At 62.8% G+C, this 15,794-nt stretch carries 15 protein-coding genes; 4 read left to right on the forward strand and 11 right to left on the reverse strand.

What is annotated here, in order from left to right; translation table 11 throughout:
* Positions 1-30: 30 nt before the first annotated feature.
* The 7 genes from F6X42_RS27275 to F6X42_RS27305 all read right to left on the reverse strand — a co-directional run bounded on the left by F6X42_RS27275 (position 31) and on the right by F6X42_RS27305 (position 7,105).
* A complete protein-coding gene (locus F6X42_RS27275) occupies positions 31-735 on the reverse strand; it encodes an ABC transporter ATP-binding protein (RefSeq protein ID WP_376776435.1) in 705 nt (234 codons plus the stop codon).
* Between the two features lie 17 nt (positions 736-752).
* Positions 753-1,544 (reverse strand): ABC transporter ATP-binding protein, encoded by a 792-nt coding sequence (locus F6X42_RS27280; RefSeq protein WP_187637172.1) that lies wholly within the window; start codon positions 1,542-1,544, stop codon positions 753-755.
* Positions 1,545-1,564: 20 nt separating this feature from the next.
* The gene (locus tag F6X42_RS27285) at positions 1,565-2,734 is read right to left on the reverse strand and encodes an ABC transporter permease subunit (protein ID WP_187637173.1); all 1,170 of its coding nucleotides are present in this window, start codon (positions 2,732-2,734) and stop codon (positions 1,565-1,567) included.
* A gap of 26 nt (positions 2,735-2,760) precedes the next feature.
* Positions 2,761-3,711 carry a branched-chain amino acid ABC transporter permease gene (locus tag F6X42_RS27290; protein WP_187637174.1) on the reverse strand — a complete coding sequence of 317 codons (951 nt, stop codon included), beginning with the start codon at positions 3,709-3,711 and terminating at the stop codon, positions 2,761-2,763.
* A 228-nt stretch (positions 3,712-3,939) separates the two neighbouring features.
* A complete protein-coding gene (locus tag F6X42_RS27295) occupies positions 3,940-5,142 on the reverse strand; it encodes a branched-chain amino acid ABC transporter substrate-binding protein (RefSeq protein ID WP_187637175.1) in 1,203 nt (400 codons plus the stop codon).
* 545 nt (positions 5,143-5,687) lie between these two features.
* The gene (gene ispH, locus F6X42_RS27300; protein WP_187637176.1) at positions 5,688-6,647 is read right to left on the reverse strand and encodes a 4-hydroxy-3-methylbut-2-enyl diphosphate reductase; all 960 of its coding nucleotides are present in this window, start codon (positions 6,645-6,647) and stop codon (positions 5,688-5,690) included.
* Positions 6,648-6,649: 2 nt separating this feature from the next.
* Positions 6,650-7,105: an FKBP-type peptidyl-prolyl cis-trans isomerase gene (locus F6X42_RS27305; RefSeq protein ID WP_187637177.1), complete on the reverse strand. Its 456-nt coding sequence runs from the start codon at positions 7,103-7,105 to the stop codon at positions 6,650-6,652.
* Positions 7,106-7,314: 209 nt separating this feature from the next.
* Here F6X42_RS27305 and radC point away from each other — a divergent pair, with 209 nt between their 5' ends.
* The 4 genes from radC (at position 7,315) to nadB (ending at position 10,664) form a co-directional block, all read left to right on the forward strand.
* The gene (gene radC / locus F6X42_RS27310; RefSeq protein WP_187637178.1) at positions 7,315-8,220 is read left to right on the forward strand and encodes a RadC family protein; all 906 of its coding nucleotides are present in this window, start codon (positions 7,315-7,317) and stop codon (positions 8,218-8,220) included.
* A 206-nt stretch (positions 8,221-8,426) separates the two neighbouring features.
* Complete coding sequence (gene rpmB, locus F6X42_RS27315) at positions 8,427-8,660, forward strand: 50S ribosomal protein L28 (protein ID WP_187637179.1); 234 nt, start codon at positions 8,427-8,429, stop codon at positions 8,658-8,660.
* 10 nt (positions 8,661-8,670) lie between these two features.
* A complete protein-coding gene (rpmG, locus tag F6X42_RS27320) occupies positions 8,671-8,838 on the forward strand; it encodes a 50S ribosomal protein L33 (RefSeq protein WP_008919555.1) in 168 nt (55 codons plus the stop codon).
* Positions 8,839-9,065: 227 nt separating this feature from the next.
* Entirely contained in the window at positions 9,066-10,664 is a 1,599-nt protein-coding gene (nadB, locus tag F6X42_RS27325; protein ID WP_187637180.1) for an L-aspartate oxidase, read from the forward strand.
* Between the two features lie 124 nt (positions 10,665-10,788).
* Here nadB and nadC read toward each other — a convergent pair whose 3' ends face one another.
* From nadC to F6X42_RS27345, 4 genes are all read right to left on the reverse strand, one after another.
* The gene (nadC, locus tag F6X42_RS27330; protein ID WP_187637181.1) at positions 10,789-11,712 is read right to left on the reverse strand and encodes a carboxylating nicotinate-nucleotide diphosphorylase; all 924 of its coding nucleotides are present in this window, start codon (positions 11,710-11,712) and stop codon (positions 10,789-10,791) included.
* Complete coding sequence (nadA, locus tag F6X42_RS27335; RefSeq protein WP_187637202.1) at positions 11,712-12,851, reverse strand: quinolinate synthase NadA; 1,140 nt, start codon at positions 12,849-12,851, stop codon at positions 11,712-11,714. The genes nadC and nadA overlap by 1 nt, the downstream gene beginning before the upstream one ends.
* 130 nt (positions 12,852-12,981) lie before the next feature.
* Positions 12,982-14,178 carry a DesA family fatty acid desaturase gene (locus F6X42_RS27340; RefSeq protein WP_184058173.1) on the reverse strand — a complete coding sequence of 399 codons (1,197 nt, stop codon included), beginning with the start codon at positions 14,176-14,178 and terminating at the stop codon, positions 12,982-12,984.
* Positions 14,179-14,378: 200 nt separating this feature from the next.
* Positions 14,379-15,767 (reverse strand): mechanosensitive ion channel family protein, encoded by a 1,389-nt coding sequence (locus F6X42_RS27345; RefSeq protein WP_246530234.1) that lies wholly within the window; start codon positions 15,765-15,767, stop codon positions 14,379-14,381.
* Positions 15,768-15,794: the final 27 nt, after the last annotated feature.

The raw sequence follows: 15,794 nt of genomic DNA on the forward strand, positions 1-15,794 counted from the left end.
CCCTGCTCATCACCTACTTTATTCGCCCACTCATTCACCCAGATAGGCGGCCCGAACCTTCGGATCGTCGAGCATCTGTTTCGCGTCGCCCGACATCGTGATCAGACCGGAGTCCATCACGTAACCGCGATTCGCCGCCTGCAGCGCGAGACGCGCGTTCTGCTCGACGAGCAGCACGGTCATGCCTTCGCCCGAAATCAGGCGCACCACTTCGAAGATCTTCTCGACCATGATCGGCGACAGACCCATCGACGGTTCGTCGAGCAGCAACAGTTTGGGACGCGAGATGATCGCGCGCGCCATCGCGAGCATCTGCTGCTCGCCGCCCGACAGCGTGCCCGCGTATTGCGTCGCGCGTTCCTTCAGACGCGGAAAGAAGCCGAACATGCGCTCGACGTCCGACTTGATGCCATCCTCATCGTTGCGCAGATACGCGCCCATCTGCATGTTCTCGACGATCGACATGCGCGCGAAAATGCCACGCCCTTCCGGCACCATCGCGAGACCGCGCTTGAGCAACTCGTGCGCCGGCAGCCCCTTGATCGACTGACCCATGTACTCGATGTCGCCGCCCGCATACGCCTTCAGGCCCGTGATCGCCTTCATCGTCGTGGTCTTGCCCGCGCCGTTCGCGCCGATCAGCGTGACGAGTTCGCCCTGCCCGACTTCGAGGTCGACACCCTTGACCGCCTGGATGCCACCGTAGTTGACCTGCAGGCCCTTGATTTTCAACATTGCTTGCGTCGTGGACATCAGTGGACCCCCGCACCCAGATAAGCTTCGATCACCTTCGCATCCTTCTGCACGTCCTGCGGCAGACCCTGCGCAATCACCTTGCCGTAGTCGAGCACCGTCATCTGGTTGCACAGGCCCATCACGAGCTTCACATCGTGTTCGATCAGCAGAATCGTCCTGCCGTCCGCGCGGATCTTGTCGAGCAGCCTGGTCAGCTCGACCTTCTCGGTGGCGTTCATGCCGGCCGCCGGTTCGTCGAGCGCGAGCAGCTTCGGATCGGTCGCCAATGCACGCGCGATCTCCAGACGACGCTGGTGGCCGTACGACAGGTTGCGCGACGTGTAGTCCGCGTACTGCGTGATGCCGACGTAGTCGAGCAGTTCGAGCGCGCGTTCCTTGATCTCGCGCTCTTCCTGGCGTTCGGCCGGCGTCTGGAACACCGCGCCGAGCAGACCGTGCTTCGTGCGCACATGACGGCCGACCATCACGTTTTCGAGCGCGGTCATGCCGCCGAACAGACGGATGTTCTGGAACGTGCGCGCGATGCCCGCCTTCGCGACCTGATAGACCGCGGTCGGCGTGTAGTTCTCGCCGTCGAGCTTGAACTCGCCTGAATCCGGCGTGTACAGACCCGTGATCACATTGAAGAAGGTGGTTTTGCCGGCGCCGTTCGGGCCGATCAGACCGTAGATCTCGCCCGCGCGGATCTGCAGGCCGACCTCGGAAAGCGCCTGCAGGCCGCCGAAGCGCTTGTTGACGCCCTTCACCGACAGACGGATCGCCGCATTGTTGCTTACGTTATCGCTCATGTCTTTATCTCCACCGGACCTTATGCGCGCACCGGCTTCTTGCCGCTACGCTTCGCCAGTTTCGCAATCTTGTCTTCGTGCTTCGGCGCGGGCCACAGGCCTTCCGAGCGATACAGCATGATCACGACCATCGCGAGACCGTACAGCAACTGACGGATCACTTCGGTATCGACGATTTCATGGCCGAAGATCATGTTCTGCAGCGGACCCATCGTCGAGCGCAGAAACTCGGGGAACACCGCCAGCAGCACCGCGCCGAGGATCACGCCCGGAATGTGGCCCATGCCGCCGAGCACCACGCAGGCGAGCACCACGACCGACTCCCAGAACGTGAACGATTCCGGTGACACGAAGCCCTGGAACGAGCCGAACATCGCGCCCGACAGGCCGCCGAACGACGCGCCCATCGCGAACGCGAGCAGCTTGACGTTACGGGTATTGATGCCCATCGCCTTGGCGGCGATTTCGTCTTCGCGGATCGCGGCCCACGCGCGGCCTATACGCGAATGCTGCAGACGCGTACACGTCCAGATCACGAGCAGCGCGCACAGCACGAACAGGTAGTAGTACAGGTACACCGACGGGAACTGCATGCCGAACAGCGTGTGCGTCTGCGCGAGGCTGAAGCCGCCGACCTGCACCGGGTCGATCCCCGTGATCCCCTTCGGGCCGTTGGTGATGTTCACCGGACGGTCGAGGTTATTCATGAAGATCCGCACGATTTCCCCGAAGCCGAGGGTCACGATCGCGAGGTAGTCGCCCCGCAGTCGCAGCGTCGGCGCACCGAGCAGAATCCCGAACATCGCGGCGATCGCCATCGCGATCGGCACGATGATCCAGATCGGCACGTGGATGCCGTTCGGCGCGAGATGCGCGATCCACTCGAATTGCGTCGCGAGGTGCGGCGAGCTCAGCAGCGCCGCGACGTAGGCGCCGATCGCGTAGAACGCGATGTAGCCCAGGTCCAGCAGGCCGGCAAAGCCCACCACCACGTTCAGGCCCAGCGCGAGCATCACGTACAGCATCGCGAAGTCGAGCACGCGGACCCAGTAGTTGCCGCCCGCCGCGCCGATCATCATCGGCGCGGCGATCACGAAGATCGCCGTGAGGATGCCGATGGTCAGCGTCTTCGTGCGGTTCTTTTCGGGGATGAGCGTCGTGGACGGCTCGATCGGTTGAATTGAGGTCATGATTGTTGACTCCTTGTGGCCCGGGATCAGGCGCGATCCGCGACACGTTCGCCGAGCAGACCCGACGGACGGAACACGAGCACGACGATCAGCACGATGAACGCGAACACGTCCTGGTAGTTACTACCGAACACGCCGCCCGTGAGGTTGCCGATATAGCCGGCGCCCAACTGCTCGATCAGGCCGAGGAGCACACCGCCGACCATCGCGCCGCCGAGATTGCCGATACCGCCCAGCACCGCCGCGGTAAAGGCCTTCAGGCCAGGGATGAAGCCCATGTAGAAGTGCGCGTTGCCGTATTCGGACGCGATCATCACGCCGGCGAGCGCAGCCAGCGCCGAGCCGATCATGAAGGTCGCCGAAATCACGAAGTTCGGGCTCACACCCATCAGGCTCGCGACGTTCGGGTTTTCGGCGATCGCGCGCATTGCACGGCCGAGCCTGGTCTTGTGCACGAGCAGCAGCAGGCCGCCCATCACGAGGAACGCCACCACGATGATCACGATTTCGGTCATCGAGATCACGGCGCCGGGCGTCGTGTCGGTCGCCTTGATCACGTTGATCGGGTCGGTGGGCAACAGCTGCGGGAACGGCAGCGGATTGCGCGACCAGATCATCATCGCGAGCGTCTGCAGCAGAATCGACACACCGATCGCGGTGATCAGCGGCGCGAGACGCGGTGCGCGCCGCAACGGCCGGTAGGCGACCCGCTCGATCGTGTAGCCGACCACCGCGCAGACCGCCGCCGCGATGATCAACGCGATGACGAGCGTCAGCACATTGCCGAGGCCGGGGAAGTGGTTCTGCAGCACACCTATGGCGGAGAGCGCAACCATCGCGCCCACCATCAACACGTCGCCGTGAGCGAAGTTGATGATGCCCAGAATGCCGTAAACCATCGTATAGCCCAGTGCGATGATGGCGTAGACACTGCCAAGCACCAGTCCATTCAGGATCTGCTGGATGAAGATATCCATTTAATGCTCCTTAGCCCGTGCGACTGGATTCGCGTTTTTCATCTGCCGGTGGGCGGTGATGCGCTACGAATCTCAACGGCACTGCGGGTACTGATGTAAAAGACCGGTAAGGGTTATCCGCTGCCGGCTTGCCCTGACGACCGTGATGCGGTCGCGAGCGCCCCTTGGGCGGATGCAAAAACGGCACCGTTGGATGGTGTCGGTGCCGTCAGGCCGAACTTCCCGTCATCACATCTTTACGACGTCGAGCACTGCTTTCTTGCCGTCCTTGAAGTCGTAAAGCGTAATGGCGCCCTCTTTCAAATCACCCTTGTCGTCGAACGCGATGTGGCCGATTACCCCGTTGTAATCGGTCGAAGGCATCGCAGCCAGCACCTTGGGCGCCTCGATAGAATTAGCGCGCTTCATTGCATCGACGATCACATACACAGCGTCATACGTGAACGGCGCGTAAATCTGCACCGGCGTGTGGAAACGGTCCTCGTACTTCTTTTCGAAGTCCGCTCCCTTGTCCATTTTCGAAAGCGCCAGTCCTGCTTCCGAACAGACCAGGTTTTGCACGGCGGTACCCGCCAGCTCACCTACCTTGTCGGTACACACACCGTCGCCGCCAAGGATTTTTGCCCTGATATCGAGCGCCGCCGCCTGCTTCGTGAACGGCCCGCCCGTCGCGTCCATGCCGCCGAACATGATGGCGTCCGGCTGAACACTCTTGATCTTCGTGAGAATGGCCCGGAAATCCGTGGCCTTGTCGTTCGTCGCCTCGCGCGCGACGATCTTCGCGCCGCTCGCCTCGGCGGTCTTCGCGAACTCGTCCGCGAGACCCTTGCCGTAGGCGGTCGCATCGTCCACGACCGCGATGCGTTTGGCGCCCATCGCCTTCGTCGCGTAATTGGCGAGCGCCGGACCCTGCTGCGCGTCGGTCGCGACCACGCGGTAGGTCGTCTTGAACCCCTGCTGTGTGTAGGCCGGATTCGTCGACGACGGCGAGATCTCCACGATGTTCGCGTCGCTATAGATCTTCGACGCCGGAATCGAGACGCCGGAGTTCAGGTGCCCGATCACCGCGACCACGTGATCGTCGACCAGCTTCTGCGCGACGGCGGTGCCGGTTTTCGGGTCCGCCGCATCGTCCTGCGCGTCTAGCTGCAACTGGATCTTGCGACCGTCGATCGTCAGACCTTGCGCGTTGATTTCCTCGACCGCGAGGCGCGCCCCATTTTCGTTGTCCTTGCCCAGGTGCGCGATGCCGCCCGTCAACGGGGCCGCATGACCGATCTTCACGATAGTCGCTTCGCTCGCGGCGGCGACCGCCGCGGCCGAAGCCGCCGATGCGCCCGTTCCCGCTTCGCCATCCTGTTTCTTGCCGCACGCGGTCAGCATCGCAACCGCGGCCGCGATGGACACGGCGTAAGCAAATTTGACTCGCATCAAGTAAGGTCTCCTGCGCCTTGCAAAATCCATTGTTCGGGACCTGAAGGCCTTGAGAACGCGCGCATTGTAACTCCAATTATGCGGGTGGCAATATTGTTGAACCGGTGGGGTTTTCCTGCATTGCAACCTGAATCGGAGACTGAAATGACGCAAAAAGCGCAACCCGGTTGCTACCCGTTTTCGCGCACCAGTTGCACCGTCACAGAGCCCGATGGCATCAAGTGTTGCGGCCGATCGGTCTGGATGCAGGATAGGGCGGGCTTTGCGTCGGTATGACGTTTGAGCGCGCGCTCGCTCGCTTGCACTAAGTCAGTGCATGATTAATTTTGCCGTGGCACGGTAGTGAGCTTAAAACGGGGCTGCATCGCTTGAAAATCAATAAAAGACCTGATCACGTTTCAAAATAATTTCTGCGCGAGATCATCGAACCGGACAAATTCGTCGGATCTGGCACCTAATTTACCTGGACGATCACCGGGCTTGAGCCATAAAAAAAGCGCGCCCTCGGGGCGCGCTTTCCTTTCAGCGATGCTAACGGATTGTCAGGCAGGCAGACCGAGCCCGCGCGGCAGCGGGAACGCGATGTTCTCCTCGATGCCCTCGAGCGCGCGCACGTTGCGCACACCCAGTTCGCGCAGACGCGCGATTACAGCTTGGGCCAGCACCTCCGGCGCGGACGCACCAGCCGTCACGCCGATGCGGTGCTTGCCCTCGACCCAGACCGGATCGATCTGATCGGGCGAATCGACCATATAGGCTGGCACGCCGAGCTTCTCGGCGAGCTCGCGCAAGCGGTTCGAATTCGAGCTGTTGGGACTGCCGACCACGATCACGACGTCGCACTGCGGCGCCATGAACTTCACGGCGTCCTGGCGATTCTGCGTGGCGTAGCAGATGTCCTGCTTCTTTGGCTCACGGATGGACGGGTACTTGGCCTTTAGCGCGCCGATGATCTCGGCGGCGTCGTCGACCGACAGCGTGGTTTGCGTGACAAACGCGATCCGCTCGGGATCGGCGAGCTGCAACGCCTGCACATCCTCGATGTCCTCGACGAGATGCATGCCCTCGGCCGCCTGGCCCATCGTGCCTTCGACTTCCGGGTGGCCCTTGTGGCCGATCATCACGATGTCGAAACCGTCCTGGCGCATCTTCGCGACTTCGATATGCACCTTGGTCACGAGCGGACAGGTGGCGTCGTATACCCGCAGCCCGCGCGACTCGGCCTCCGAGCGCACGGCCTTCGACACGCCGTGCGCGCTAAAGATCACCGTGTTGCCCGCCGGCACTTCGTCCAGATTCTCGATGAAGATCGCGCCCTTCTTGCGCAGGTCTTCGACCACATAGGCGTTATGGACGATTTCGTGACGCACGTAGATCGGCGAGCCATACAGCTTGATGGCCCGCTCGACGATCTCGATCGCCCGGTCGACGCCGGCGCAGAACCCGCGTGGCTGGGCCAGCAGGATCTCCGCTTCGGCAAGAGTCGTATCCGTGATGCTCATGTTTACAGAATCCCGATGATTTTCACTTCAAACGCCAGCGCCTGGCCGGCAAGCGGGTGATTGAAATCGAACAGGGCCGACGTTTCGCCGACTTCCTTCAGCACGCCGGCATAGCGGCCGCCCGCCGGCGCGTTGAATTCGACCAGGTCACCCGGGGAAAAATCCTCGCCGATCATGCTGTTCTCCCGCAGCGTGGCGAGGGACACGCGCTGGATCAGATCCGGATTGCGCGGACCGAACGCCTGCCCCGGCGCTAGCTGAAAGGTCGAATGGTGGCCCACCTTCAAACCCAGCAAAATATCTTCCAGCGGCGGTGCAAGTTGACCGGCGCCGAGCAGCAGCGTGGCCGGCTTGTCGTTGAACGTGTTGATCACTTCGGCGCCATCGGCAAGGGAAAGCCGGTAATGCAGCGTGACGTGTGAACCGGGTTTCACCTCGGAAATATCGATGATGCTCATGCAATGCTCGCTCAGTCGAAGCGCGCTGCACGCGTGCGCCGCGGGCGCAGTCGACGCGTGTGGCTAACCGTCGGGGTGACGTGCGCAAAGCGTCTATTGTAAGCCACCTAGCGGGCGCCGGCTTGAGTCCGTCGCGCGCGACGGCGGCACGGCCCGGCGGCGCGTTGCGCCGCGCGCGCCATCAACCCTACGCGGAGGACTCTATATATATGGCTGATTTCGCCAGCACAATCGACGAAACACCTGCGGCAACGGTGCGGCCGAAGTCGCGGGCACGCGCGAGAGCCGGCGCGACAGCCGCGGCGAATGGGTCGGCCGGTGCTGCTTCGGAAGCCGCCGGCTCGACCGCTCGCAGCCGGCCGCAACTGTTCCGCGGCAAATGGCACCGGCGCGATATGCCGCGCGAACGGCTGATCGACCAGGGCCCCCACGTGCTGTCGGACACCGAAATGATCGCGCTCGTGCTCGGCTCCGGCCTGCCCGGCCACGACGTCTTCAGCGTCGCGCGGGCGCTGCTCGATCGCTTCGGTTCACTGCGCGCGATGCTCGACGCAACTTATGCGGAGTTCGACGGCATCCGCGGTATCGGCCCCGCGAAAAAGGCGCAATTGCTCGCCATCATGGAAATGGCGCGCCGCTCGCTCGTCGACAAGATGCGCAAGCGCCCGCTGATGAATTCCCCCGAAGCGGTCGAAAGCTATCTGCGCCTTCTGGTCGGCGGACAGCCGCAGGAAGTGTTTGTCTCGCTGTTTCTCGACGCGCGGCATCAGCTCATTCGCTGCGAGGAAAGCGCGCGCGGCTCGCTGACGCGCATGGCCGTCTATCCGCGCGAGATCGTGCGGCGGGCGCTCGCCGCCAACGCGGCCAGCCTGATCGTCGCGCACAATCATCCGTCCGGCGCCGTTGAGCCGAGCGCCAGCGACTGCCGCCTCACGCAGACGCTGCGCGATGCGCTCGCGCTCGTCGATGTGCAGCTGATTGATCACTTGGTGATCGGCGCGGACAGTGTATATTCGTTTGCCCGAGCTGGCTGGCCGGGGCTCGCGCGCAAGCCCGCTCGAGCGCGGGAAGCGGAAGGCCCGCTGCACCGCAGCTGTATCACGCATCGCAAATAAGGTTTGATTTTGCGGCTTTTTTTCTGCTAGAATTCCGGTTTTCCTATTTCCAACCCCCTGTTCCGAAGCCATTAAGGCGTTCCGCAAAGGTCGGGCGGCTGTGGTAACGAAGTGCCTCTATGCAACTTCGCACGCCCTCAGCACGGCTCTTTTCGGGAAACTTTCACGGCGTTCGAACTCAGAATTAGCGTATTAGGAGTGCTCTCATGGCACGCGTATGCCAAGTAACTGGGAAAGCGCCGATGAGCGGCAACAACGTTTCCCACGCGAACAACAAGACCAAGCGCCGGTTCCTGCCGAACCTGCAAAACCGCCGTATCTGGGTAGAAAGCGAAAACCGTTGGGTGCGTCTGCGCCTCTCGAACGCCGGCCTGCGCCTGATCGACAAGAACGGTATCGACGCTGTGCTCGCAGACCTGCGCGCACGCGGTGAAGCCTAAGGAGTAAATCATGGCCAAAGGCGCACGCGACAAGATCAAGCTGGAATCGACCGCAGGCACGGGTCACTTCTACACGACCACGAAGAACAAACGCAACATGCCGGAAAAGATGCTGATCAAGAAATTTGATCCGGTCATCCGCAAGCACGTTGACTACAAGGAAACCAAGATCAAGTAATCTTGACTCTCCAGCCTGACGAAGGCAAAAACATGAAAAGCCTCGCATACGTGCGAGGCTTTTTTGTTTTTGCGCGGACCTCTTGATAGCGTCGCAATGCGCGCGCGGAATCGCCCTATTCCGTTTGGCCAGCTTTCGCTAGTGCGTCGCGGCGCGTATCCTTTGACGTTTTCGCGGCGCGCGACTGGCGCGCCGTCATCGCAAAACGAAAGACGGAGATGTGGGCAATGGAATTCGATGTGGCGATTGTCGGTAGCGGTCTGGCTGGTTTGAGCGTCGCGCTCAATCTCGCGCAGACACGGCGCGTCGCTGTGATCGCCAAGCGATCGCTGACCGAGGGCGCGAGCGACTGGGCGCAAGGCGGCATCGCCGCGGTGCTCGATTCCGCGGACAGCGTCGAGAATCACGTGCGCGACACGCTGAGCGCAGGTGGCGGCCTGTGCGACGAGGCGGCGACGCGCTTTATCGTCGAGCATGGGCGCGCCGCGATCGAATGGCTGATCAAACAGGGCGTGCCGTTCACGAAAGACGACGCCGCAGAGCTAGGCTTTCATCTGACGCGCGAAGGCGGTCATAGCCACCGCCGGATCATTCACGCGGCCGATGCGACCGGCCACGCGGTCGTCGCCACGCTCAGCGAACAGGTGCGCCAGCATCCGAACATCAAGCTGTTCGAAGACCATCACGCGATCGACTTGATCACCTCCGAGCGCCTCGGCCTGCCCGGCCGCCGCTGCCACGGCCTGTATGCACTCAATCTGCAAAGCGGCCGCACCGTCACGATCGAAGCGCCACATACGGTGCTCGCGACCGGCGGCGCCGGCAAGGTCTATCTGTACACGACCAACCCCGACACCGCGACCGGCGACGGCATCGCGATGGCATGGCGCGCCGGCTGCCGCGTGTCGAACATGGAATTCATCCAGTTCCACCCGACGTGCCTGTTCCACCCATACGCGAAGTCGTTCCTGATTTCGGAAGCCGTACGCGGCGAAGGCGGCATCCTGAAGCTGCCGGATGGCACGCGCTTCATGCCCAATCACGACGAGCGCGCGGAGCTTGCGCCGCGCGATATCGTCGCGCGAGCGATCGACTTCGAGATCAAGAAACGGGGCATCGATTGCGTGTACCTCGACATCAGCCACCAGCCGGCCGAGTTCCTTCACCAGCATTTCCCGACAATCCTTGCCCGCTGCCTCGAGTTCGGCATCGACATCACAAAAGAGCCGATTCCAGTGGTGCCGGCTGCGCATTACACGTGCGGCGGCGTCGTCACCGATCTGGCTGGACGCACTGATCTCGCGGGTCTCTATGCGGTCGGCGAAACGTCGTGCACTGGCCTGCACGGCGCGAACCGGCTCGCCAGCAATTCGCTGCTCGAATGCCTCGTAATCGGCCGTTCGGCCGCCGAGGCGATCGAAGCGGAAGGTTTTGCTGCCGCCGTCCACGCGCCGCTGCCGGACTGGGACGAAAGCCGCGTGTCCGATCCGGACGAGGAGGTCGTGGTCGCGCACAACTGGGATGAACTGCGCCGGCTGATGTGGAACTACGTCGGCATCGTGCGTACCGACAAGCGGCTCGAGCGCGCGAAGCATCGGCTCGCGCTGCTGCGCGATGAGATCCACGAGTACTACACAAACTTCAAGGTGAGCCGCGATCTGCTGGAGTTGCGCAATCTGGTCGACGTGGCGTCGCTGATCGTCGACGGCGCGCGCTCGCGGCGCGAAAGCCGCGGCCTGCATTTCAGCCGCGACTGGCCGGCCGCATTGCCCAAGGCGCTACCGACGGTGCTGTCGCCGGAGTATGTGCGCAGGCCGAATGCCTGATGGCATTGCGTCGAAACATGCGCTGAAACGGCGCCGTAAACGACAAGGCCGTTGCCGAGATGCTCCTGCAACGGCCTTGTTCAGTCGTCTTGAGCGTTGGTTGCTGCGCCAAAACGCGCGGCGCTCAAACGATCCGCATCGAGTAGTCGGTCGCGCGCACGTCCTTGGTCAGCGCGCCGATCGACACGCGGTCGACGCCCGTCTCAGCGATCGTACGCACGGTGTCGAAATTGACGCCGCCGGACACCTCGAGGACCGCGCGTCCCGCCGTGATACGAACTGCGTCACGCATCATGTCGAACGAGAAGTTGTCGAGCAGGATGGACTGCGCGCGATGCGCGAGCGCGGTTTCCAGTTGTTCAAGCGTTTCGACTTCGATCTGGATCGGCACGCCCGCATCCAACGCGAGCGCCGCGTCCATCGCCGCACCCACGCCGCCGGCCGCGGCAATATGGTTTTCCTTGATCAGAATGCCGTCGTACAGCGCGAGCCGCTGGTTCGCACCGCCGCCGATGCGCACCGCGTACTTCTGCGCGAGCCGCAAGCCTGGCAGTGTCTTGCGCGTATCGAGAATGCGCGTGCGTGTGTGCGCAATAGCGTCGACATAGCGGCGCGTCGCGCTCGCCACGCCCGACAGCAGCTGTAGAAAATTCATCGCGTTGCGCTCGGCGGTCAATAACGCACGCACCGGCCCGCGCAGATCGCAGACCGTCGTGTCGGCGCTCATGCGCTCGCCCTCGCGGTACCGCCATTGCACTTCGATGCGCGGATCGACCGAGCGCATCACCGCGTCGAACCATGGCACGCCGCACAGCACCGCATCCTCGCGCACGATGATGCGCGCGTTGCGGACGTCATCGGCTGGCACGAGGCGGCCGGTCTGATCGCCGCTGCCAATGTCTTCGGCGAGCGCATCGGCGACAATGCGCACGAGCGCCGCGTCGAACGCCGCTCCGTATTGCGCGTGAATCTCCGCGAAAAGCGGCGACACCGCGTTGACCTCTTCACGCGCCACAGCCTGCTTAGGCGCCTTTCCCACCAGCGTCATTACGCTGCCCCCACATTCGAATACAGTTGCGCGTCGCACGCGAGATCGCCGCTCGCTTGCACGCGCTTCTTGCGACGCGCCGCGAAATCGAGCATGCGGTCGATCGGCAGACGCGCGCGCTCGCCAATCGCCCGATCGACGAAAATTTCGTTGTGGCCGCGCTCGAGCACATCGGCCAGGTTGGCGAGGCCGTTCATCGCCATCCACGGGCAATGCGCGCAGCTCTTGCAGGTCGCGCTGTTGCCGGCCGTCGGCGCGGCAATCAGCGTCTTGCCGGGCGCGGCGAGTTGCATCTTGTGCAAGATGCCGAGGTCGGTCGCAACGATGAAATGCGTCGCGTCGAGCTTCTGCGCGGCGTCGATCAGCTGCGTGGTCGAGCCGACCACGTCCGCCTGCGCGACCACGTTGGCCGGCGACTCCGGATGCACGAGCACCTTCGCGTGCGGATAATCGGTGCGCAGCAGATCGAGCTCGATGCCCTTGAATTCGTCGTGCACGAGACACGAACCCTGCCACATCAGCATGTCCGCGCCGGTCTTGCCCTGGATGTAGCTGCCGAGATGACGGTCCGGCGCCCAGATGATCTTCTCGCCGCGCGCATGCAGATCGGCAACGATCTCCAGCCCGATCGACGACGTCACCATCCAGTCCGCGCGCGCCTTCACGGCCGCGCTCGTGTTCGCGTACACGACCACCGTGCGGTCCGGGTGTGCGTCGCAGAACGCCGAAAACTCGTCGACCGGACAGCCGAGGTCGAGCGAACAGGTCGCATCCAGATCCGGCATCAGAATGCGCTTGTCTGGACTGAGAATCTTTGCGGTCTCGCCCATGAAGCGCACGCCCGCGACCACCAGCGTCTGCGCTTCGTGATCGCGCCCGAAGCGCGCCATTTCCAATGAATCGGCCACGCAGCCGCCGGTTTCGTCGGCGAGCGCCTGCAATTCGGCGTCGACATAATAATGCGCGACCAGCACCGCTTTCTCGCGCTCGAGTAACGCGCGTATGCGCGCCTTCAGCGCGCGCTTCTCTTCCGCGGACGGCGTCTCGGGCACCTTCGCCCATGCCTGACCGATCCCGCAGGTTGTGCCTTGCGCCTGAGGCCGATCGTATTCGACGGCCTTGATCGCCTGCTGCTCCATCATCTCCTGTGCCCTCACCTGGCCGCCGCGGCTTGCCACTCGCGCTACACACGCGATGCTTTTCCACGGCCCAAAAATGCAAAACCCCGCCAGCGCGGGGTATTGTGACGTCCTTAAATTTTAATGGATTTCAGGCATAGCGACGCAATCGCATTGCGAAGTCTTGCAGCGCCTTGATACCACTCTGCTCGGCGCGATGACACCAGTCCTGCAATTGCACCAGCAGTTGCTCGCGCGACGCGTTGGAGCGTTCCCACATCGCCGCAAGTTCGTTGCGCATGTCGATGTAGGTCTTCAGCTTCTGGCTGTTGGCGAAAATCTGCGGCAGTTGGAGCTTCTGCGGCTCGTTCAGGCCCGCCTCTTCCTTGTGGAACCAGCTACGCGCGCCGCGCATCACCTGATACTTTTCGCGCGCGCCGACTTCCTTCAGATGCGCGAGCTCCTGGCGGTACGCGCGCTTGATCGCCTTCGCGTAACGCGCCATCACCTCGTAGCGGTTCGCGAGCACGGCCTGCAACGTGTCCTGATCGAGCACGAGCTTGCCAGTGGTCAGGCGCGGCGTCGGCGCGACCTTCTTCACCTTGGCCAGACGAAACGCCTGCATGATGCGGATGTACATCCAGCCGATGTCGAACTCGTACCACTTGTTCGACAGTTTCGCCGACGTCGCATACGTGTGGTGATTGTTATGCAGTTCCTCACCGCCGATGATGATGCCCCACGGGAAAATGTTGGTGCTCGCATCCGACGAATTGAAGTTGCGATAGCCCCAGAAGTGCGCGAGGCCGTTGACCACGCCCGCGGCCCAGAAGGGAATCCACACCATCTGCACGGCCCAGATGGTCAGGCCGACGACGCCGAACAGCGCGACGTTGATCACCATCATCAGGCTCACACCGAGAATCGGGTACTTCGTGTAGACGTTGCGCTCCATCCAGTCGTTCGGCGTACCGTGACTGAACTTGCGCATCGTTTCTTCGTTTTTCGCTTCGGTGCGATAGAGCTCGGCGCCTTCGAGCAGCACCTTCCAGATGCCGCGCGTCTGTGGGCTATGCGGATCTTCTTCGGTTTCGCACTTCGCGTGGTGCTTGCGGTGAATTGCGGCCCACTGGCCGGTCAGCATGCCGGTGGTCATCCACAGCCAGAAGCGGAAAAAATGACTGGCGATCGGGTGCAGATCCAGCGCGCGATGCGCCTGGCAGCGATGCAGATAGACAGTCACGCCGATAATCGTGATGTGCGTCGCAATCAGCGTGTACACGACGAGTTGCCACCACGACAAATGCAGCAGCCCGTGGGCAAGGAAATCGAGCAAAGAATTCAACAAGGTAAGTTACCTGCGGAACGAGAGGTACGGACCACACGCGGCGCGTGTGTCATGAAAGTGAAAGCATACAGCGGGATAGGACGATATTCTACTTGAAGCGTTCCAAGTGTTTGTAACAAATAGGGATTTTTTGTGCGCCATCAAGTCGATAGCGATTGCCAGGGCACCAGCGCATGCCTCGCCTGGACACGAACCGGGGCTTAACGACCGTCGTTGGCGGCCCCGTCGGCGGGCCTGAGCGACGTATCGGCCGTGGCGTCGGGAACCGGCTCGGACATTGCTATCGGGTGCGGCATCGCGCCGCCCGCCGGACCAACGATGCGCACCTCGCGTTGCGCGAGCGGAATCGTGATGCCGTGCTCGGAAAAGAGACGCCAGATGTTGCGATTGACCGTCGAGCGTACGCCCCCCGTGCCGTTCGCCGCATCCTCGATCCAGAAGCCCAGCTCGAGATTGATGCCATCCGGGCCGAAGCCGACCAGAAATGGCGTCGGCGCCGGCTCGCGCAGCACGCGCGGCACGTCGGCGGCGGCCTGGGCAAGCAGCGTCATCACCTGCTCGACGTCGGATGTGTAGGCGATCTGCACGGCCGCCCTGGCGTAGCCACGAGTCAGATACGACGACTGGTTCTGCACGACGTCGGTGATCAGCTTTTCGTTCGGAATCAGCGTCTCGATGCCGTCCAGCCCGCGCACGACGGTATAGCGCGTGCGGATCTGCGTGACGCGGCCCTGCAGGCCGCTCACGTTGATCGTGTCGCCGATCCGCAAAGAGCGGTCGAGCAGGATGATGAAGCCCGACACGTAGTTGCTCGCGATCTTCTGCATGCCGAAGCCGAGCCCGACGCCGAGCGCGCCGCCGAACACGCCGAGCACCGTGATGTCGATGCCGACGATCGACAGGCTGATCAGGATTGCCGCCAGAACGAAGGCGGCGCGGCCGACGCGTGCGACCACCACCTTCAGGTTCGCGTCGAGCGTCTTCGAGCGCATCAGACGATCTTCGAACGACGAGCCGAGCCACATTGCGACGATCATCGTGACGCCGACCCACAACAGCCCCGTGATCAGCGACAGTATCGTCATGTGCGCATTGCCGACGCGAAAGCTCACGCTGTCCATCCATGCGATCACGGCGTTCTGAATGCCCAACAGCGTGAGCACCATGCCGATCCACACGACCACCGACACGATCTTCTCGACGAGAAACAGCCACGGATGCTGACCGCCGTCGCGGTTGAACACCCGTCGCGCGAAGAAGAACACGATGTAGATCAGTCCGATGCCGGCGAGCGGCACCAGCGCCAGATCGAGCAGCGCAGTGTCCATGAACTCGTCGGCGGTCGCCCGCGCGAGCCACACGAGCGCCGCGCCGATCAGCGGAAAAGCCGCGCGGTCGAGGCTTTCCATGCCGAAACGCAGGCTCTGGTAACGCGGCAGCTGCGGCCGCGCGATCCGGCGGCGCAGCGTCCGCGCGAGTAGCCACGCGACGACCAGCGTCGCGAGCAGGATCGCGACCTGCCACAGCATCACCGGCTGACCGAAGTCGCGCGCGATGTCGCTGAACATGTGTGGAAAAGTCGTATGCATGGATGTCGCCGAAATCGCCGGCGCGTG

The sequence above is a fragment of the Paraburkholderia podalyriae genome (genome assembly GCF_014397785.1).
Classification (GTDB): domain Bacteria; phylum Pseudomonadota; class Gammaproteobacteria; order Burkholderiales; family Burkholderiaceae; genus Paraburkholderia; species Paraburkholderia podalyriae.